A 20,386-nucleotide genomic window follows, 5' to 3' on the forward strand; every position below is an offset into this window, starting at 1 on the left:
CCACCGTCACTCGTGAACCGCCCGGGCACGCAGGAACCCGCACCGCACGACCGACCCACAACGCCACATCGTTCGGAGGAACATCCACCATGGCACGCACGCTGACGCAACTCGAACTGCTCCAGGAACTGGCTCCTGTGGCCGAGGAGAACGTCAACCGGCACCTGAAGATCGCCAAGGACTGGAACCCGCACGACTACGTGCCGTGGGACGAGGGACAGAACTTCGCCGCCCTCGGTGGCGTCGACTACGACCCCGAGCAGTCGCAGCTCGACGAGGTCGCCAAGGCCGCGATGGTCACCAACCTGCTGACCGAGGACAACCTGCCGTCCTATCACCGCGTCATCGCCGAGAACTTCTCCATGGATTCCGCCTGGGGCCACTGGGTCGGCCGCTGGACCGCCGAGGAGAACCGCCACGGCATCGTCATGCGTGACTACCTCGTCGTCACCCGCGGTGTCGATCCGGTCGCCCTCGAAGAGGCGCGCATGATTCACATGACCAACGGATACGATCCGCTGCTGGCCGCCGCCGACCGCGCCGACGAGATGCAGGAGCACGGCGAGGAGATCGGCCTGCTGCACTCGGTCGCCTACGTGACCTTCCAGGAACTCGCCACCCGCGTCAGCCACCGCAACACCGGTAAGGCCTGCAACGACCCGATCGCCGACAAGATGCTGCAGCGCATCGCGGCCGACGAGAACCTGCACATGATCTTCTACCGCAACATCTGTGGCGCGGGCATGGACATCGCCCCGGATCAGACGCTGCGCGCCGTCACCGACATCGTCACCAACTTCCAGATGCCCGGCGCCGGCATGCCGAACTTCCGCCGCAACGGCGTCCTGATGGCCAAGCACGGCATCTACGACCTGCGTCAGCACCTCGAAGAGGTCATCATGCCGGTCCTGCGCAAGTGGAACGTCTTCGACCGTGACGACCTCTCCGCCGAGGGCGAGAAGACCCGCGAGGAGCTGGCCGCCTTCCTCGAGCAGCTCGAGAAGGACACCGTCCGCTTCGAGGAGATGCGTGATCGTTCCCTCGCCCGCGAGGCCGCGAAGCGGGAGCGTCAGGCATCCTGAGCACCACACTTTCTCCCGTACCGGCGCCGGGAGCGCCGCGAGCGGGCCGAATGTCACCGGCGTCCGCGGCCCTGGCCGCGGGCGCCGGTCCCGCGTTGCGCATCGGATCCATCGAGCTGGCCAGCCCGGTCGTGCTGGCCCCGATGGCCGGTGTCACCAATGTCGCGTTCCGGACCCTGTGCCGCGAACTGGAACTCGCGCGCACCGGCACCGTGTCCGGTCTGTACGTCTGCGAGATGGTCACCGCCCGTGCGCTCGTCGAGCGGCATCCGGTCACCATGCACATGACGACCTTCGGCCCGGACGAGAACCCGCGGTCGATGCAGCTCTACACCGTCGACCCGGAGAACACCTACGCGGCGGCGAAGATGATCGTCGACGAGAATCTCGCCGACCACATCGACATGAACTTCGGCTGCCCGGTGCCCAAGGTCACCCGCAAGGGCGGCGGGTCGGCAATTCCCTTCAAGCGCAAGCTGTTCCGACGGATCGTCGCGGCCGCGGTGCGCGCCACCGAGGGCACCGACATCCCGGTGACGGTGAAGTTCCGCATCGGCATCGACGACGACCACCACACGCACCTCGACGCCGGGCGCATCGCCGCGGAGGAGGGGGCGCAGGCGGTCGCCCTGCACGCACGCACTGCGTCGCAACGCTATTCGGGTGTCGCGGCCTGGGACGAGATCGCGCGCCTCAAGGAGCATGTGACCGACGTGCCGGTGCTGGGCAACGGCGACATCTTCGAGCCGCGTGACGCGGTCGCCATGATGGCGCAGACGGGATGCGACGGAGTGGTCATCGGCCGCGGCTGTCTCGGACGCCCCTGGCTCTTCGCCGAACTCGCCGCCGAACTGAACGGTCTGCCGGCGCCGGCCGCCCCCACGCTGGGCGAGGTGTCCGAGATCATCGTCCGCCACGGCCAACTGCTCGCCGATCACCACGGCGAGGACAAGGGCATGCGCGAGATCCGCAAACACGTCGCCTGGTATCTGCGCGGCTTTCCGGCCGGTTCGGATCTGCGTAACCGGCTCGCACTCGTCAGTACCGTCGACGAGCTCCGCGAACTCGTCGCCACGCTGCCCGCGGACGCACCGTTCCCCGAGGACGGGCACGGTCCGCGCGGCCGTCAGGGCTCGCCCGCGAAGGTCGCGCTGCCCGACGGCTGGCTCGACGATCCGGACGAGGATGTCGTGCCTGCGGGCGCCGAGATCATGCACTCCGGTGGATAGCGTCGTCACGTGTCGCCGGGAGCCGTCAACCCATTCGTTCGGTCTGCTCACTGAGATGCGTTCTCAGGTGCGGTCGCTACTATGTCCTGCAGTCCTGTGAGTACGGGACCATGTAGTTGTGCGCTGCGGCAGTCCGCCGTGGGCAACGCATCGAGCACAGAGGTCGAGGGGATTGGCTTTTGAGTCGTACGACATCGGATTCGGACGGGCCGGAGCCCTCCGACGAGGGCAACGGTCCCCGTCGGAGCAGGCGTGCCGGTCGGTCCGGCGGTGCCAACGACTTCCGCGAGAAATTCGGGACCGCCCCCAGTAACGACGTTCCCGCACACGGTTCGCTGCACGAGCCGCGCGCCGCCGACCGCTACGTCCGCGGCCGCACCCGGCTCACCGTCCGTGAGCTGATGGCGCAGATGAACGCGGAGACCGACCCGCAGCCGCCCGCCGACGACTCGCCCACCCAGGTTCATCGCTTCGGCGACCTGTCCGTCCCGCCGTCCAACGACGTCACCACGAAGATCCCCGTCATCCGGGACGTCGACGAGCCGCACGACGTCGACCTCTCCGACGACGCGACCCGGCAACGGGTCTCCGAGGAGTCCCGCGGCCAGGATCCGCGTCCGCTGCAGCGCACCCCCGATCTCAGCGACACCATTCCGCCGCGATCCCGCCCGCAGCGCCACGGCACCCCGGAGGAACGCCGGAAGTCGATGACCCGGACGGCCACCACGACCGGCCGTATCCTGGTCGCGCTCGGCTGTGTGATGGCCCTCGTGGGCACCGGATTCGTGTGGGGCTTCCTGCAGTCCTGGGACGGCAACTGGAAGACGATCGCCGCCGTCGACCCCAACAACTCCGACATCCGCAACAAGGACGCCCAGTACGGCGACGAGAATTATCTGATCGTCGGCACCGACACCCGCAGCGGCAAGAACTCGAAGGTCGGCGCGGGCACCACCGCCGACGCCGAGGGCGCGCGCTCGGACACCATCATCCTGGTGAACATCCCGGCCAATCGCAGCCGTGTCGTCGCGGTGTCCTTCCCCCGCGACCTCCAGGTCAACCGGCCCGACTGCCAGCAGTGGGACAACGCCGCGGGCTCCTACGGTGCCGCGCTGCCCGCGGCCGACGGCGTGAAGCTGAACAGCGTGTACTCCGACGGCGGCCCCAAATGCCTGGTGAACGTCCTCACGGCGATGAGCGGCCTGAACATCAATCACTTCATCGCGATGGACTTCGTCGGCTTCGAGAAGGTCGTCCGCGCGGTCGGCGGCGTGGAGGTCTGCTCCACCACTCCCCTCTACGACTACGAGCTCGGACAGATCCTGCGCAAGAAGGGCAAGCAGAAGCTGACCGGCCGACGTGCCCTGAACTACGTGCGCGCCCGCACCATCTCTTCCGAGGGCAATGGCGACTACGGCCGCATCAAGCGTCAGCAGCTGTTCATGTCGTCACTGCTGCGCTCGACGCTGTCGGGCAACGTGCTGTCCAATCCGGGCAAGCTCAACGGGATCGTCAACACGTTCATCGAAAACAGCTTCGTCGACGGCGTCGACACCAAGTCGCTGCTCAACCTCGCGGAGTCCATGCAGGGCATCGAGGCGGGACGGGTCACCTTCCTGACCATCCCGACCTCCGGCACCTCCGAGGACGGCATGAACAACGAGATCCCGCGCAGCGATGACGTCGACGCGATCTTCAACGCGATCATCGACGACGACGCGTTGCCGGGCGAGAAGGCCAAGAAGTCCAAGAGCAGCTCCGACAGCAGCAAGAAGTCGTCGTCGAGCAATTCCGCCGCCCCGGCACCGAAGCCCACGCCCACGCGGGTGTCGGCCACCGCGCAGAGCCCCGGCAACGTCGGCGTCCGCGTCCTCAACGGCACCGGGCGGACCGGCGCCGCCGCCGAGATGTCGGATCAGCTCACCCCGCTCGGCTTCGACGTCCGCGGCGTCGCCGACGCGTCGGAGAACCGTGACGACACGGTCATCCGCTACGGCACCGGCGAACAGGATTCGGCGGCCACGCTCGCCTCGATGTTCCCGGGCGCGTCGATCCAGCTCGACCGGAAGGTCAAGTCGGGTGTCGAGGTGATCCTCGGACGGAATTCGGACGGGTCGATGGACTCGACGCCGAGTGCCGGGACCACCATCTCGGTGCCGCAGCTCGCACCGGACACCTCCTCGTCCAGCCTGCCGAACGACCTCGCGGTCACGAACGCCAGCGATACCACCTGCTCGTGATCGAGTGGCCCGGATCACGTCTCTCACCTGGCGATACTTCAATCGCACATGGGGCGTTCACCGGCAATTCACCGTCATAATCCGGGATCGCCACAGGCACGACGTATCCTGGCGTACATGCGTACTGCGTACCAGGAGCAGCTCGAAGCGCTCAACACCATTCTCGGCGAGATGTGCGATCTCGCCGGCGCCGCCATGGCGCGTGCCACGCAAGCCCTTCTCCAGGCCGATCTGGCCGTCGCCGAGGAGGTCATCGGCGACAACGATCGAATGAGTGAAATGTCCGCCCAGGCCGAGGAGCAGGCCTTCGCCCTGCTCGCGCTGCAGGCACCCGTCGCAGGCGACCTGCGCGGCATCGTGAGCGGCGTACAGATCGTCGCCGACGTCGACCGCATGGGCGCCCTGGCGCTGCACGTCGCGAAGGTCGCGCGTCGCCGCCATCCCGCCAAGGCACTGCCCGAAGAGGTCAACGGGTACTTCGCCGAGATGGGCCGCCTCGCGGTCCAGCTCGCCCACACCGCGCGTGAGGTGCTGACCACGCAGAACCCCGAGGATGCGCTTCGTCTCCAGGAGGACGACGACGCGATGGACGATCTGCATCGGCACCTGTTCACGGTCCTGATGGACCGGGAGTGGAGCCACGGTGTGGCCGCCGCCGTCGATGTCACGCTGTTGGGCCGCTACTACGAGCGCTTCGCCGACCACGCCGTGCTGATCGGCCGCCGCGTCGTGTTCCAGGCGACGGGCCAGACGCCCGAGCAGTTCCAAGAGGTCTCCTGAGCGACGTCCACGCCGCATCTATGACAAGCGCCCGGCTCCGGCCGGGCGCTTGTCGTATGCCCGAACCTTGTTCGACCGAATACTGTTCACCAGTTTGGATTTCCCCGAAAGTACAACCCCCGTTAGGGTGACGTGCATGGCTCAGCACTACCCGGCGGAACCAGACTTCAACGCGGTCACCGACGAACAGGCGGCCCGCGCCGCACATCGACGACAGATCGTCGTCTACCTCGGCGTGACCCTGTCGCTGGTCGCCCTGCTGATCATCCTGCTGTTCAACATGTAGCCGGAACGACGAACGCGCGGCCACCCGATAATCGGGTAGCCGCGCGCCGGAGTGCTCGGTGCGGTCGCCGGCTCAGCCGAAGCGACCGGAGATGTAATCCTCGGTCTCCTTCTTGACCGGGTTGGAGAACATCGTCTCGGTGTCGTTGATCTCGACGAGCTGCCCCGGCTGTCCGACACCCTCGAGGTTGAAGAACGCCGTTTGATCACTCACGCGGGCCGCCTGCTGCATGTTGTGCGTGACGATCACGATCGTGTAGTCCTTGCGCAGCTCCCCCATCAGATCCTCGATGGCGAGGGTCGAGATCGGATCGAGTGCCGAACACGGCTCGTCCATGAGCAGCACGTCGGGAGACACCGCGATGGCACGGGCGATGCACAGACGCTGCTGCTGACCGCCGGAGAGCCCGCCACCGGGCTTGTTGAGGCGGTCCTTGACCTCTTCCCACAGATTGGCGCCACGCAGGCTGCGCTCGGCGACCTCGTCGAGCTGCGACTTGTTGCGCACACCCTGCAGCTTGAGGCCGGCGACGACGTTGTCGCGAATGGACATGGTGGGGAACGGATTCGGACGCTGGAACACCATGCCGATGGTGGTCCGGACGCTCGTCGGGTTGATGCCCTTACCGTAGATGTCCTCGCCGTCGAGCAGCACGCTGCCGACCGCGTAGGCGCCCGGGATCTCCTCATGCATGCGGTTGAGCGTGCGAAGAACGGTGGACTTGCCGCAGCCGGACGGCCCGATGAATGCGGTGATGCTGTGCGGCGGCACGGACAACGTCACGTCCTTCACGGCGTGGAACTTGCCGTAGTAGACGTTGAGGTCCTTGATGTCGAGGCGCTTGGCCATGGTGTTCCTTCTCTGCCTTCGGTTGCGCTATTTGGTCTTCGGGGCCAGCACCTTGGAGAGCACCGCCGCAATGATGTTGAGGGCCGCGATCACGATGATCAGCGTCAGTGCCGCACCCCAGTAGTAGAAGCTGGAGGCCGGCTGGGCCGAGGCCCACTGGTCCTTGATGAACAGCGGCAGCGAATCCATGCCACCGGCGAACGGGTTGGTCTGCACCTGGGTGCTCGCCGGGCCCGCGAGGATCAGGACCGGCGCGGTCTCGCCCATGACGCGTGCGATGGCGAGGAAGATGCCGGAGAGCATGCCCGACAGCGCGGTCGGGATGACGACCCGCATGATGGTCTTCCACTTCGGGATGCCCAGCGCATAGGACGCCTCGCGCAGTTCGTCGGGCACCAGCTTCAGCATCTCCTCGGTGGACCGGACGACGACCGGCACCATCAGCAGGATCAGCGCGAGGCTGACCATGAAGGCCGACTGTCCGAGTCCGAGCCCGATCACGAACACCGTGAACACGAACAGGGTGGCGACGATCGACGGCACACCGGCCAGGATGTCGACCATGAAGCTGACCGGCTTGACCAGCTTCGACGTCGGGTATTCGACCAGCAGGATGGCCGTCATCACGGCGATCGGCACGGAGATGACCGTCGCGATGAGCGCCTGCATCAGCGAACCGATGATGGCCTGCGAGATGCCCGCGCCGTATTCGGTCGTGGTGTCCACGGCGTAGGCGTTGCCGAACCACCAGTTCGGGTCGGTGAGCGCACCGGCACCGTTGGACACGACCGTGAACAGCAGCCACACCAGCGGGATCACACCGATGACGAAGCAGACCGCGAAGATGATGCGCGCGGAATTGTTCCGCAGGCGGCGCCCGAGCGAGATCTCGCGGAACGCCGACGCGGACGCCTTGACCGGGTCGCCGGGAGCGGATTCGACTGTGAGGGTCATCCGTTCACCTTTCCTCCGGCGACCGTACGGGCGATCGCGTTGACGACGAATGTGAGGACGAAGAGCACGAGGCCCGCGGCGATGTAGGCGCCGGCGGCGTCCTCGCTGCCGACGAACTCGCCGACGTCACGGGCGATCTTCGAGGCGAAGGTGTCGCCGCCCTCGAAGAGCGACCAATTGAGCTTGCCCACCGCGGCGCTCAGGATGATCATCACCGCGATCGTCTCGCCGAGTGCGCGGCCGAGGGCGAGCATCGCCGCGGCGATGATGCCCGACCGTGAGTACGGGAACGAGGTCAGACGAATGACCTCCCATTTGGTGGCGCCCAGCGCGAGCGCCGCCTCCTTCTGCCCACTGGGCGTCTGCCGCAACACTTCTCGGGTGATCGAGGTGATGATGGGCAGCATCATGATCGCGAGCACGATGCCCGCGGTGAAGATGGTGCCGCCGCCGGACACCGAGGTCTTGCCGGTGGAGAAGAGGAAGAACCAGCCGAAGGTGTTGTTGAGCCACTCGGCGAACGGCGCGATGACCGGGGCCAGGATGTAGATGCCCCAGAGGCCGAAGATGATCGACGGAACGGCGGCCAGCAGGTCGATGATCGCCGCGAGGGGGCGGGACACCCGGCTCGGTGCGTACTCGACGAGGAAGACCGCGATGCCGATGGCGATCGGGGTCGCGAGGAACAGGGCGAAACCGGAGGAGAGGACCGTGGCCCGGAACAGCTCCCACACGCCGAACTTCGCTGTGCCGTCGGCGAAGTCGGCACCGCCGACCTTCCAATCGGAACCGAAGAGGAAGTTGCCGTTGTTCTTCGCGAGCGCGGGGATCGCGTCGATGAGCAGTGAGATGCCGATCGCCGCGATGAGCACGATGACAACCACACCGGTGCCGCGGGCCAGGTAGCTGAACAGCCTGTCGCCGAACGCACCGCGTCGGCTGTTCAGGCCCGGGTTGATGGCCTCGTCGACGTCAGCGGGCGTCGAGGTCTTGTCGGGTGAGGCACCGGGGTCCGGGACCGGCGGAGAGCCCGCCGGTCCCGGGCCGATACCCGTGGTGTCGTCGTCCACGGTCATAACTCTAAGTTGCCTGTTCGGTAGGTCGACGGATCACTTGATGGCGTCGATGGCGCCACGGAGCTTCGACTGGAAGTCCGCGGGCACCGGGATGTAGCCGGCCTTCTCCAGATCGGCACCCTGATTCTGCGGGCTGGTCGCGACCTGCAGGAAGCTCTTCACGCCCTTGCCGGTCTCCGCGTCCGCGTACTGCGAGCACACGATGGAGTAGGTGGCCAGCATGATCGGGTACGCACCGGCAACGGTCGGCTTGTAGAACGACGAGGTGTCGATCACCATGTCGTGGCTCTCCGGGCCGTTCTTCAGGGTGGCCGACTCGATGGTCTTGCCACCCGACGCCGCGGTCAGCTCGACGCCCTGCTTGTCCTGGTCGGTGATGATCTTCGCCATCGACACGTTGTTGGACTTGGCGTAGGCCCACTCGACGTAGGCAATGGAGCCCGCGGTCGGCTTCACGGCCGCACCGACGCCCGGATTGCCCTGCTTGCCCTCGCCGACGCCGCCGTTGAAGGTCTTGCCCTCACCCTTGTCCCAGCCGCCGGCTGCCTTCAGGTACTTCTGGAAGTTGTCGGTGGTGCCGGACTGATCGGCGCGGTAGATGACCGAGATGGCCAGGTCGGGCAGCTTCTTGCCCGGGTTCTCGTCGGCGATCTCCTTGGCGTTCCAGTTCTTGATCTGGCCGGAGAAGATCTTCGCGAGGGTCGGCGCGGAGAGTGCGAGGTCGTTGACGCCGTCGACGTTGTAGGCGACCGCGATCGGCCCGAAGACCATCGGCAGCTGCCATGCCGGGGAGGCGCAGCGCTTCTCCGAGGCCGGGATCTCGTCACCCTTGAGCGGCGAGTCCGAGCCGCCGAAGTCCGTCAGGTTCTGGTTGAAGTCCGAGATGCCCTGGCCGGAGCCACCGCCACCGTAGGACAGCTCGAAGCCCGGACAGGTCTTGGCGAACGACGTCGAGAAGATCTTCATCGCGTTGGCCTGGGCGGTCGAACCGCTCGCCTTCAGCGCCTTCTTGCCTTCACACTGGACGTCGGAGACCTTCGAGGCCGACGCCGCACTGTTGGTTCCACCCTTGTCCGCGTTGCTGCTGCAGGCGCCAAGAACGAGCGCGGACGCGGCGGCCATCGAGGCCACCGCGGCTCCGGAACGACTGATCTTCACAGATTTCCTCCACGATCGGATGACGGCGCGTCGCACAACGCGACATGCCCGGTCGCTCAGACACTAAGTTTCGCTGGTGGACAGCCCGCGCCCCACGGATGAACGACAGATGAATTGCCAGCGTGTCGGCGGTGTTGCCCTCCCCACATCCGGCAAAAAGGGTGGTCAACCGTAGGCAACGTCGATCGCGTAGCGGGTGAAGCCGAGCCGGTCGTAGGTGTGCAGAGCCGCCGTATTGTCGCCCTCCACGTAGAGCTCGACCTCGGGCAGGCCACGGTCGGCCAGATAGTGCAGGCCGGCGAGGGTCAGTATCCGGCCCAAACCACGGCCTTGCGCCGCCGGATCCACGCCGACGATGTACACCTCGCCCAGGCTGTCGTCGTGGACCTTCGTCCAGTGGAATCCGAGCAGGCGGGTCGGGTCGTCGCGGTCGAAGGCCAGGAACAACCCGGCCGGATCGAACCACGAACTCGTCACCCGCTCGGCGATCTGTTCCGGCGACCATCCGCCCTGTTCGGGATGCCAGTCGAAGGCGGCGTTGTTGACGCGCAGGATCTCCGGTTCGTCGGCCTCGCCCTCGTAGGTGCGCAGCACGGTCCGGGCATCCACGTCGAGGTCCGGCAGCGGATGACCGGCGCCCAGGGGCCTGCGCAGTTGCAGGAGTTCACGGGTGCGGTCGAGGCCGAGCGCGGTGGCCAATGCCCTCGCCCCGGGCAGGTCACCGTGCGCCCAGGCACGCGGTGCCGGATCGGCGACGAGCTCACGCGCGACGGCGAAGGCGGCGGCGAGAAGCGCACGACCCTCACCCCGCCGGCGGTGTCCCGGGTCGACGACCGCTTCGATCATCGCCGGCTCACCGTCACGTCCGGCCGTGACATTCGCATAGCCGTGTTCGGAAAGCACATGCCGCAGAGCCGGATTCCGGGACGCATCGATCGCGGCGACCGCCTGTTCGGAGAGCGGCGCGACACCGTCGGCGGTTCGTGCCGCATCCACCATCCGGTGGGCCGAGGTTGCCTGTCCGGCATCGAGAACGTCGAGGACCTCAGGCTCGATGGACAATGAATTCCTCTCCCATGTCGACGGTGTCGTCATCGGGCAGGTCGTCGTCGACATCCGGATCCGGGGTGGCACCCGGCCCGCGCTTCGGACGGACCGCCTTGTACCCGACGTTACGCACCGTCCCGATCAGCGACTCATGGTCGGCTCCGAGCTTCGCCCGCAGGCGCCGCACGTGGACGTCGACCGTCCGGGTGCCGCCGAAGAAGTCGTATCCCCAGACCTCTTGCAGGAGTTGGGCTCTGGTGAACACCCGCCCGGCATTCTGCGCCAGGTACTTGAGGAGTTCGAATTCCTTGTAGGTGAGGTCGAGCGGCCTGCCGCGCAGCCGCGCGGTATAGGTGCCCTCGTCGATGACGAGCTCACCGAGGCTGACCTTGCCGCTCATCTCGTCGGCGTCACCGCCGCGGGTGCGCACCAGCAGCAACCGCAGTCGCGCATCGATCTCGGCGGGGCCGGTGCCCGGGAGCAGGAAGTCGTCGATACCCCAGTCGGCGTTCACCGCGACCAGTCCGCCCTCGGTGAGGACCGCGGCCACCGGTACCGCCGCGCCGGTGCTGCCGAGGAGACGGCACAGTCCGCGGGCGGCCGCGAGTTCGGTGCGCGCGTCGACGATCGCGACATCGGCGTTGCCCGCCTCCATGAGGGAGGACACCTCCGTCGGCGCGACACGGACCGTGTGGGCCAGCAACGACAATGAGGGCAGCACCGCTTCGGGATCCGCATCCGATGTCAACAGCAAGAGATCCACGAGCCACTCCGATCCCGTCGTCCGAGCGCGTCCACGACGCTCGGAGGCCCGACATCACGCCGTTGTGGGAAAGGCCTCCACTACTACTCACGCGGTCCGTCGGGCCGTCGACGCTGACGCCCCGACACGTGCGTGTTAGGTGACAGAATAGCGCCAATGTCGCAATCTGCTGTTCACAAGGAGACCGAAACCGGTCATCCGGCGTCTCCCAGGGGCCGGTCACCGCGGTCCCGGCGCACGCTCCGGACGCTGGTTGTCGTCCTCGCCGTCGCACTTCTGGTCGGAGCGGGCGCCCTGGTCGCGGACACCGTGGCGGGTATGCGCACCGAGTCCGCGGTGTCGGCGGCACTCCTGGATTCGCCCCGCATCGACAATGCGCCCGAGGTCACCCTGGGCGGATTCCCGTTCATCACCCACCGGCGGTCGGGCACATATCCGTCGGCGACGATCACCGCCCGCGGCGTGGACACCGACTGTCCGCCGGTGCCGGGCACCGGCCGTGCGCGGCCGTGCCCGATAGAACTGGGCGCCTCGCTCGGCGAGTTCCGCGTCGACAACCCGGGACGTGACGCCCCGGCCATCGGCCCCGACTCGATGCTGCACACCGCATCCGCGGCGGCCTACATACGGCTGGATTCGGTGAATCTCGGGCGGTTCCTCGGCATCACCGACCTGACGGTCAACACGCCCGCCCCCGAGGACAAGGCCGGCGGCGGGGGCCCCGGAGACGGTTTGCTCCGCCGTACCCGGGGCGTGGTCCTGACCGGCACCGTCGCGCTGCCACCCGTACGCACCGACAGCCCGGTGCCGCCGTCGGCCTCCGATTACGACGGCCCGACCGCCCGGGTGAGTGTCAGCGCCGACCTGTCGGTGGTCGACGGAGCGCTGCGCATCACCGCCACGGACTTCTATCGGGGCCCGCAGGATCATGCCGACAACGATGTGACCGACGCACTCCGGGACCGGGTCCTCGGCGCCTTCCGCATCACACTGCCCGCGCTGCGATTGCCCTGGGGCATCACGGCCACCGGGGCCACCAGCGAGGGCAGCGACGTCCTGCTCACCGGCGACACCGACGACCGCGCCCTGCGGTTGAACACCTTCTGAGCACCCCGTCGATTCCGGCCGCCGCAGGTGTGTACCCTCTGTGGCATGCAACTGCGCCGTGAGTTCATGCTCACCCGCCGCCGTGCGATCGACTTCTGTCGCGTCGCCAACTGTTGCTGTCGATAGTGCGGTGAGCGCTGCGCCCGATGGGCCAGTTCACCGCACGATGACGGCCGGCGCAGCTTCGGTGCACGACCTCCGTGCACATATCCGACCATCGAGTCCGATTCCATGACTGTGTCCGATACGGACGATCCTTCGGTGATCCCGAACGATCACGCTCGGCCGACATCGCCGCCCGGCATCACCGGATGCCGATCTTGTATCCGAGTAACACCACCGATTGTTCGAAAACCGGTATCTGGGAAGGAACCCATCACCAATGGCACGATCCGACGTGCTGGTCAGCGCCGACTGGGCTGAGCAGAATCTGAACACCGACAAGGTCGTCTTCGTCGAGGTCGACGAGGACACCTCGGCATACGACGGCGGTCACATCGCCGGCGCCGTCAAGATCGACTGGCGCGACGACCTGCAGGACCCGGTCCGCCGTGACTTCGTCGACCGCGAGCAGTTCTCCAAGCTGCTCTCCGAGCGCGGTATCGCCAACGACGACACCGTCGTCCTCTACGGCGGCAACAACAACTGGTTCGCGGCCTACGCGTACTGGTACTTCAAGCTGTACGGCCACCAGGACGTGAAGCTGCTCGACGGCGGCCGCAAGAAGTGGGAGCTCGACGGACGTCCGCTGTCCACCGACTCCGTCTCGCGTCCGGCCACCGAGTACAAGGCCGCCGACCCGGACAACTCGATCCGCGCCTTCCGCGACGAGACCGTCGAGGCCATCGGCGTGAAGAACCTCGTCGACGTGCGCAGCCCCGACGAGTTCTCCGGCAAGATCCTGGCACCGGCTCACCTCCCGCAGGAGCAGAGCCAGCGTCCGGGTCACATCCCCGGCGCCATCAACGTGCCGTGGAGCAAGGCGGCCAACGAGGACGGCACCTTCAAGTCCGACGACGAGCTCGCCGACCTGTACAAGGAAGCCGGCCTGGACGGCGAGAAGGAAACCATCGCCTACTGCCGCATCGGCGAGCGCTCGAGCCACACCTGGTTCGTGCTGCAGGAACTCCTGGGCCACAAGAACGTGAAGAACTATGACGGCAGCTGGACCGAGTACGGCTCCCTGGTGGGCGTGCCGGTCGAGCTGGGGGAAGGAAAGTAATCATGTGCGCTGCACCCAAGCAGGGACAGAAGCTGCCCGCGGGCGTCGACGTCGAGAAGGAGACGGTGCTGACCGGCACCGTGAACGACGCCTCCGGCACCCCGGTGGCCGGCGCCTTCGTCCGGCTGCTCGACTCGACCGGTGAGTTCACCGCCGAGGTCGTCGCCAGCCCGACCGGTGACTTCCGGTTCTTCGCCGCTCCGGGCAAGTGGACGCTCCGTGCGCTCAGCTCGGTCGGCAACGGCGACGTGACCGTCGCCCCCGAGGGCCCGGGCGTGCACGAGCACGACATCGTGGTCGCCAAGTAGGACCGCAGTACCACCAGACGACGTCCCCGTGACGGGGTCCGGCGGGCATATGCCCCCGGACCCGCTCACGGGGACGTTCTCAGTTGGTGGGGTCGACACCCTCGGCCACTGCCGCCAGGCGATCCACCGAGGCCCGCAACTGATCGGGCCCGGTCGCTCGCGCACGCGGAAGTCGTTGCGCGTCATGCATATCCGTCCAGTCGTAGGTGTGCGTCACCTCGGTGCCGCCGTCGGCTCCCGGGACGAGTTCCCATCGCCATCGGTGTCCGACCGGTTCACCTCCCGGCTCGGCGGGACACCAGGCGATGCGCTCACCGTCGACGAACTCGACGACGTGGTTCTCGCGGACCTTGCCGTTGGTCAGGGTGGTGACGAACACCTCCCCCGCCGCCCGCACACGCGGAGAGGTCGACGTGGCCAGATTGTCGTTGCCGTCCCAGTCCGGTTGCCGGGCGGGATCGGCGATCAACTCGAAGATCCGCCCGGCCGGTGCCGCGATGTGCCGGGACGCGGACACGATCCGTATGTCGTCGCTCATGACACTCATCCAACACCGGTTCCGGTGCGACGGCAGTGGAGACGAACCTCATTCGCGACACTGCCGGGTCGGGCGGTAAACTCGGGCCGTGGTCATCTTCTTCGAGATCTTGCTGGTCCTGGCATCGGTTCTGATCGCCTGGTTCGGCGTCTACGTCCTGTACCGCCTGATCACCGACGAGTCGTGACGGACCCGGCGGACGATTCCGTCGAACCGGCCGCGAAGCGGTCGGGCGACGAGGCGATCAGTCAGGCCGAGGCGCGGGCCGAGGAATCGGGCAGCCGCGAACGCAACGTGCCGACGTGGGACGATCTGCCGCTGCCCGCCGACACCGCGAATCTCCGACTCGGCGCCGACCTGCATGACGGTCTCCTCGGCCTGCTGCCCCTGGTGGGCGTCTGGCGCGGCGAGGGCGAGGGCAATGACCCGGAGACCGGCGACTATCACTTCGCGCAGCAGATCGTCATCAGCCATGACGGCCAGAACTTTCTGAACTGGGAATCCCGTTCCTGGGTCATCGACGAGGACGGCAAATTCGTCCGGCCCGATCTCCGCGAGACCGGCTACTGGCGTATCGGCGAGGACGACACCATCGAAGTGCTCCTCGCGCACGCCGAGGGCTGGATCGAACTCTTCTACGGCAAGCCGCTCACCCAGACGTCCTGGGAGCTGGCGACCGACGTCGTCATCAAATCCGAATCGGGCGCCCGCACCGGCGGCGCCAAGCGACTGTACGGGCTCGTCGAGGACGGCGATCTCGCCTATGTCGAGGAGCGCGTCGACGCCGACGGCGACCTCGTCCCCCGCCTGTCCGCGAAACTTCGCCGGCACGCCGGCTGAATCGTGATCGGCGCGGTGGCGCCATAAAACGGAAACGACCCCCGTACCGAGTCCTTGCGGACCCTGCTGCGACGGACCGTCGCGGTACGGGGGTCGGGTGGCCACCTGGTATTCGCCGGCACGGCGGGTGCGACGCGGATCGGCCCTGTGGATGCCGATGGCGCACTCCCGCAGCAGTGAATGCCACGGTGCCTCCGCGCTAGCGGATGGCCACCTCACATGTCCGTAAGTCGATCAACTTCAGACCACCTCCTCTCCTGTGTACCGACGAACGTACGCCTGCCGAAGCGGGTCCGCAACGGATTTATCGCACGGTCCGACCGGGGTCGACGACCAGCACGTCGGGGGTGGGTTCGAGGCCCGAAAGGTCCTGCGCCACTGGCTGATGAGTGACGATCACGACCGTCCGGTCGGGCCCGAACATGGTCGTGCCGCCGACGATCTCGCGCAGCAGTGCGGCCGCATCCCGCGCGTCGAGATGTTCGGTGGGTTCGTCGAGAAGCACCACCGGCGCGGGGTGCAGGATGGCGCGAGCGAGCAGCAACCGTCGTCGCTGTCCGCCGCTCATAGCCTCCGCACCGCCGGAGATCATCGAGTCGAGGCCGTCCGGCAGGGACCGCACCCAGTCGCCGAGACCGACCTGATCCAGCGCCTCGAGCAGTTCGGCATCCGTGGCGTCCCCGCGGGCCAGCAACAGATTGTCGCGGAGGGTCGTGGAGAAGACATGCGATTCCTCGGCGAAATAGCAGGTGGCCGAACGACGCTCGACGAGGTTGCGCTCCCGGTCCCGGTAGACGACGATCCCACCCAGTGCCGGGAGCAGGCCCGCGAGGGTGAGCAGCAGGGTCGACTTCCCGGACCCGCTCGGCCCCACGACGACCATGCGTGAGCCGGGCGGCAACTCGCGCGTCAGCCCGTCCGGGCCTCCGAAGACCTCGTCCCGGCCGTCGACATCGTCACGGCCCCAACGCAATTCGTCGGCGATCAGCGTGACGGGGCCGTCGTGCACCGGACGGTCGAGCGGTCCGTCGCCGTCGGCCGGTTCCGCGGCCGCCCCCGCGGCATCCACCAGAGCCATCACCCGCGCCGCGCTCTGTCTGCTGCGTTCCATCTGGATACCGGCCTCGGTGAGCGGTCCGGTCGACTCGAAGGACGAGAGCGGCAACAGGATCAGCACACCGAGGAGCATCGGGGTCAGCCCCTCCCCCGTCGACACATCGGCCAGCGACCCGGACACCTGACCCGCGAGGTGAATGGCGATCAGGCAGGCCGCCAGCACCGAGGCGCCCAGCGACAGCGGGGTGGCCGCGGCCGCCGCGGCCTGCCACCGCATGCCACGGTCCGCGGCACGCGCGGCATCCCGATCGGCCCGCGCCATCGCATCGATGACCTCGGTGCGCCGCCCGGACACCGTCAGCTCGGGGGCGTGCCACAGCGCCGACAGTGCGGCCTCGGTCACCCGCGTCCGTGCGGCCGAACCGTCGTCCATCGCCCTCGCCGACCCCCGAGCGGCCAGCCACGGCGCCACGACTCCGCTGACGACGAGGGCAATCGCCAGAATCACTGCCGCCCACAGGGATACGAAGGCCATGATCACTACGGCCGCGATCGATGTCACCGCACCCACGGCCATCGGGATGATCCCGCGGATGAGCGCATTGCCGATCTCGTCGACGTCGTCGCCGGTCCGCGACAGCAGGTCGCCGCGCCGCAGTGTCACCGAGTATCCGGGGTCGCCCCCGGCCAGCGCGCGATAGATCCGTTCCCGCGCCGACGCCATGGCACCCAGGGCGAGATCGTGCGTCGCCAGCCGCTCGAGATAGCGAAAGAGGCCGCGCGCGATGCCGAGCGCGCGCACCGCGGTGATGGCCACCGACAGATACAGCACCGGCGGCATCTGCCAGGCCCGCGTGATCAGCCACGCGGACAACGCGGCGAGCCCGAGTGCGGACAGTGCGCCACACACGCCGAGCAGCACAGCGACGATCACCGGACGGCCCCGGAGCCCCAGGAAGGCGAAGGCGCGGCGCAGCGGATCACCGGCCGTCGGCCGCACCGCGACCGCGGTCATGAGCGACCGCCCGGCAGGTCGATGACGTGGTCGGCGTGGGTGCGGGCCATTGGGTGATGAGCCACCACGACGACCGTGTCACCGGCGGCGGCGCGATCGGCGAATGCCGACAGGACGTCGAGCGCCGACCGTTCGTCGAGGTGCGCCGTCGGTTCGTCGAGCAGGAGGAGCGGCGCCGGGGATGCGAGCACCCGGGTGATCGCGAGACGCTGCCGCTGTCCCGCCGACAATCCGACGCCACCCGCACCGAGCACGGTGTCCCCGCCGTCGGGCAGCCCGGCGACGACCTCGTCGAAACCGGTTGCCGCCGAAGCTCTCTCCAGGGCGGCCGGATCGAGCGCGCCGAAGAGCGCCAGATTGTCGGCAACCGTACCCGGGACGATGACGGGTTGCTGTGGGAGCCACGCGATCCGGCGGTGATAGTCGGCCGGATCGAGGCTCGCGACCGGCTCGGTGCCCACGAGCACCGTTCCCTCGTCGGGACGGATGAGCCCCATCACCGCCATCAGCACCGTCGTCTTGCCCGAGCCGTTCGGCCCGGTCAGTACCGTCAGCTGCCCCGGCGGGAACACACCGTCCAGGTGATGCGGCGACCATCCGTCACGACCGTCCACCCCGAGATCGGCCAGGGTGATCGCCTGTCCGGCAACCGCGGGATCACGCGTGCCGTGACCGGCGTCGTCGGCGACCGACGCCTCCTCGATCAGGTCGATGGCCGAACCGGCGGCGGCCACCCCGTCCTCGGAGTTGTGGAACTGCGAACCCACCTGCCGCAGCGGCAGATACGCCTCCGGCGCCAGGATCAGCGCGAAAATGCCCGCGTACAAACTCATCTCCCCGTACACCAGACGCAGGCCGATACCGACCGCGACCAGCGCCACACACAGCGTGGCCAGCATCTCGAGCACGGCACCGGACAGGAAGGCGACGCGCAGGGTCGCCATCGTGCTCCGCCGATGGGCGCGGCCGAGGGCGGCGACACGGTCACCGGGCGCGCGGGACCGGTTGAGGGCGCGCAGCGTCGGTAGGCCGGCGATCAGGTCCATCAGCTGCGCGTTGAGCCGGCTGAGCGCGGCCAGTTTCCGCGCCGTGCGGTCGCGCGTCATCAGACCGACGAGCGCCATGAACATCGGGATCAGCGGCAGGGTGATCACCACGATCAGCGCCGACGGCCAGTCGGCCACCGCCATGACCGCCACCACCAGTGGCGTGACCGTGACAGCGACGATCAGCGCCGGCAGGTATCCGGCCAGGTAGGGGCGCAGATCTTCGAGGCCGCGCAGCAGCACCGTCGCCGCATGGTCGCGATGTTCGAGGAGACGGCGGGGCGATGTGCGGGACGGATCGGTCAGCGCCTCGACACCGCGGATCCGCAGCTCGGCGATGGTGCGGTCGGCGGCGCGGTGCGCGTACCGGTCATTCAGATAGCTCAGGACGACACGGGCCACCGCGGCGCCGAGCAGCACCCACAGGTGCGTCTGCTGTGCCGACAGTGAACGACTCGACGGATCGACGATCAGTTCGGAGAGGATGGAGGCCACCATCGCCGCGGTGACGATCACCGCCACCACGGTTCCGAAAGCGAAGGCCGCACCGGCGATCACGTACCCGCGGGTGGCGGGGGCGTGCCGCAGCAGACGGGGATCGAGCGGCCCCTTCCGTCGCCTCGGCTCGCCTGCCTCCTGGTCGTCGGCGCCCTCGGCGGCCGGCGCGGAGTCGTCGGCCACCGTGGACGATGAGCGGGTCATTCAGACGGCACGCGCAGCGACGGCAGGCCGGTGTGCGCGGGGATCTGCTTGGTCGAGATCCGCTGGCGGAACACCCAGTACCCCCAGGCCTGATAACCGATCACGACCGGGGTGATGAGCACGGCCGCCCACGACATGACCACGAGCGTGTAGTGGCTCGACGAGGTGTTGGCGATCGTCAGGGTGTAGTCCGGATTCGTCGACGACACGAGCACATTCGGGTACAGGCATGCGAAGAGCGTCGACACGGTACTCGCGATCGCGATCGCCGAGGAGGCGAACGCCCATCCCTCCCAACGCAACTGGGTGAAGACAACCATTCCCACGGCGCCGGCCGCAGCGATGATGACCGGTATCCAGGTCCATCCGTTGCCGTATTCGAGCTGCGTCCACAACAGGAATGCCGCGGCGACGATCGCCGTCGGGACGGACAGCCGAGCCGCATAGGTCATCGAGTCCTGCCGCAGCACGCCGGCCGTCTTCAGGGACAGGAACACCGCACCGTGCGTCAGGAACGCGAGCAGCATGGTCAGCCCGCCGAGCAGCGCGTACGGATTGAGGAGGTTGAAGAAACCGCCCGTGTACTGATGGTTGGCGTCGATCGGTATGCCCCGCAACACATTCGCGAAGGCCACGCCCCACAGGATCGACGGAATCCACGACCCGAGACCGATGCCGACGTCGCACCACATCCGCCAGCGAGGATTGTTGATCTTGCCGCGCCACTCGATGGCACACACCCGGACGATGAGCCCCAGCAGAATCAGCAGCAGGGGGAAATAGAAGGCGGTGAACATCGTTGCGTACCAACCGCCGAACGCCGCGAACAGCGCACCGCCCGCGGTGATCAGCCACACCTCGTTGCCGTCCCACACCGGGCCGATGGTGTTGAGGAGCGCGCGCCGCCGCGTGTCCGGGTTGGCCTCCGGATCGGTGGGTGCCACCTGCGCGTCGCCGCCGGTATGACTGCGTCCGAGGAACGGCATCAGCATGCCGACGCCGAAGTCGAAGCCTTCGAGCACGAAGTATCCGACGAACAGGAACGCGATGATCAGGAACCAGAATTCGGGGAGTCCCATCGTCTCACT

General features: G+C 67.6%; 20 protein-coding genes. 10 read left to right on the plus strand and 10 right to left on the minus strand.

Features of this window, described 5'->3' with window-relative positions; translation table 11 throughout:
- Positions 1-89: 89 nt before the first annotated feature.
- The 5 genes from AC4JJG_RS03295 (at position 90) to AC4JJG_RS03315 (ending at position 5,617) form a co-directional block, all read left to right on the plus strand.
- Entirely contained in the window at positions 90-1,082 is a 993-nt protein-coding gene (locus tag AC4JJG_RS03295; protein WP_495398956.1) for an acyl-ACP desaturase, read from the plus strand.
- 50 nt (positions 1,083-1,132) lie between these two features.
- On the plus strand, positions 1,133-2,311 hold the full coding sequence (gene dusB / locus AC4JJG_RS03300) for a tRNA dihydrouridine synthase DusB (RefSeq protein ID WP_495398955.1): 1,179 nt from the start codon (positions 1,133-1,135) through the stop codon (positions 2,309-2,311).
- A 179-nt stretch (positions 2,312-2,490) separates the two neighbouring features.
- The gene (locus AC4JJG_RS03305; protein ID WP_495398954.1) at positions 2,491-4,551 is read left to right on the plus strand and encodes an LCP family protein; all 2,061 of its coding nucleotides are present in this window, start codon (positions 2,491-2,493) and stop codon (positions 4,549-4,551) included.
- A gap of 117 nt (positions 4,552-4,668) precedes the next feature.
- Complete coding sequence (gene phoU / locus AC4JJG_RS03310; RefSeq protein WP_495398953.1) at positions 4,669-5,331, plus strand: phosphate signaling complex protein PhoU; 663 nt, start codon at positions 4,669-4,671, stop codon at positions 5,329-5,331.
- A gap of 136 nt (positions 5,332-5,467) precedes the next feature.
- Positions 5,468-5,617: a hypothetical protein gene (locus tag AC4JJG_RS03315; protein WP_495398952.1), complete on the plus strand. Its 150-nt coding sequence runs from the start codon at positions 5,468-5,470 to the stop codon at positions 5,615-5,617.
- Positions 5,618-5,689: 72 nt separating this feature from the next.
- On the opposite strand, the gene pstB is transcribed toward AC4JJG_RS03315, so the two are convergent.
- The 6 genes from pstB to AC4JJG_RS03345 form a co-directional block, all read right to left on the minus strand.
- Positions 5,690-6,466 (minus strand): phosphate ABC transporter ATP-binding protein PstB, encoded by a 777-nt coding sequence (gene pstB, locus AC4JJG_RS03320; protein WP_495398951.1) that lies wholly within the window; start codon positions 6,464-6,466, stop codon positions 5,690-5,692.
- Positions 6,467-6,493: 27 nt separating this feature from the next.
- Positions 6,494-7,420 (minus strand): phosphate ABC transporter permease PstA, encoded by a 927-nt coding sequence (pstA, locus tag AC4JJG_RS03325; RefSeq protein ID WP_495398950.1) that lies wholly within the window; start codon positions 7,418-7,420, stop codon positions 6,494-6,496.
- Positions 7,417-8,496, minus strand: coding sequence for a phosphate ABC transporter permease subunit PstC (gene pstC / locus AC4JJG_RS03330; protein ID WP_495398949.1), 1,080 nt, complete (start codon positions 8,494-8,496; stop codon positions 7,417-7,419). Before pstC ends, pstA begins: the two co-directional genes overlap by 4 nt.
- Before the next feature lie 33 nt (positions 8,497-8,529).
- Complete coding sequence (pstS, locus tag AC4JJG_RS03335; protein WP_495398948.1) at positions 8,530-9,654, minus strand: phosphate ABC transporter substrate-binding protein PstS; 1,125 nt, start codon at positions 9,652-9,654, stop codon at positions 8,530-8,532.
- 165 nt (positions 9,655-9,819) lie between these two features.
- Positions 9,820-10,749, minus strand: coding sequence for a mycothiol synthase (gene mshD, locus AC4JJG_RS03340; protein WP_495398947.1), 930 nt, complete (start codon positions 10,747-10,749; stop codon positions 9,820-9,822).
- The gene (locus AC4JJG_RS03345; protein WP_495398946.1) at positions 10,700-11,464 is read right to left on the minus strand and encodes a winged helix-turn-helix transcriptional regulator; all 765 of its coding nucleotides are present in this window, start codon (positions 11,462-11,464) and stop codon (positions 10,700-10,702) included. The genes mshD and AC4JJG_RS03345 overlap by 50 nt, the downstream gene beginning before the upstream one ends.
- A gap of 156 nt (positions 11,465-11,620) precedes the next feature.
- Here AC4JJG_RS03345 and AC4JJG_RS03350 point away from each other — a divergent pair, with 156 nt between their 5' ends.
- The 4 genes from AC4JJG_RS03350 (at position 11,621) to AC4JJG_RS03365 (ending at position 14,101) form a co-directional block, all read left to right on the plus strand.
- The gene (locus AC4JJG_RS03350; protein WP_495398945.1) at positions 11,621-12,571 is read left to right on the plus strand and encodes an LmeA family phospholipid-binding protein; all 951 of its coding nucleotides are present in this window, start codon (positions 11,621-11,623) and stop codon (positions 12,569-12,571) included.
- A gap of 66 nt (positions 12,572-12,637) precedes the next feature.
- Positions 12,638-12,697 carry a putative leader peptide gene (locus AC4JJG_RS03355; protein ID WP_373278227.1) on the plus strand — a complete coding sequence of 20 codons (60 nt, stop codon included), beginning with the start codon at positions 12,638-12,640 and terminating at the stop codon, positions 12,695-12,697.
- A 256-nt stretch (positions 12,698-12,953) separates the two neighbouring features.
- Positions 12,954-13,793, plus strand: a complete 840-nt coding sequence (locus AC4JJG_RS03360; protein ID WP_495398944.1) for a sulfurtransferase — start codon at positions 12,954-12,956, stop codon at positions 13,791-13,793.
- Between the two features lie 2 nt (positions 13,794-13,795).
- The gene (locus AC4JJG_RS03365; protein ID WP_495398943.1) at positions 13,796-14,101 is read left to right on the plus strand and encodes a DUF1416 domain-containing protein; all 306 of its coding nucleotides are present in this window, start codon (positions 13,796-13,798) and stop codon (positions 14,099-14,101) included.
- 79 nt (positions 14,102-14,180) lie between these two features.
- Here the strand turns inward: AC4JJG_RS03365 and AC4JJG_RS03370 are convergent, their stop codons facing one another.
- The gene (locus AC4JJG_RS03370; RefSeq protein ID WP_495398942.1) at positions 14,181-14,639 is read right to left on the minus strand and encodes an SRPBCC family protein; all 459 of its coding nucleotides are present in this window, start codon (positions 14,637-14,639) and stop codon (positions 14,181-14,183) included.
- A 183-nt stretch (positions 14,640-14,822) separates the two neighbouring features.
- Here AC4JJG_RS03370 and AC4JJG_RS03375 point away from each other — a divergent pair, with 183 nt between their 5' ends.
- On the plus strand, positions 14,823-15,479 hold the full coding sequence (locus AC4JJG_RS03375) for a heme-binding beta-barrel domain-containing protein (RefSeq protein ID WP_495398941.1): 657 nt from the start codon (positions 14,823-14,825) through the stop codon (positions 15,477-15,479).
- 304 nt (positions 15,480-15,783) lie between these two features.
- On the opposite strand, the gene cydC is transcribed toward AC4JJG_RS03375, so the two are convergent.
- Genes cydC through cydB form a run of 3 tightly spaced genes read right to left on the minus strand, consistent with a single transcriptional unit; the run spans position 15,784 to position 20,377 of the window.
- Positions 15,784-17,550, minus strand: coding sequence for a thiol reductant ABC exporter subunit CydC (gene cydC / locus AC4JJG_RS03380; protein ID WP_495398940.1), 1,767 nt, complete (start codon positions 17,548-17,550; stop codon positions 15,784-15,786).
- Positions 17,547-19,298, minus strand: coding sequence for a thiol reductant ABC exporter subunit CydD (cydD, locus tag AC4JJG_RS03385; protein WP_495398939.1), 1,752 nt, complete (start codon positions 19,296-19,298; stop codon positions 17,547-17,549). The genes cydC and cydD overlap by 4 nt, the downstream gene beginning before the upstream one ends.
- On the minus strand, positions 19,295-20,377 hold the full coding sequence (gene cydB, locus AC4JJG_RS03390) for a cytochrome d ubiquinol oxidase subunit II (protein ID WP_495398938.1): 1,083 nt from the start codon (positions 20,375-20,377) through the stop codon (positions 19,295-19,297). The genes cydD and cydB overlap by 4 nt, the downstream gene beginning before the upstream one ends.
- Positions 20,378-20,386 lie beyond the last annotated feature (9 nt).

It is taken from the genome of Gordonia sp. B8661-1, from assembly GCF_059427765.1.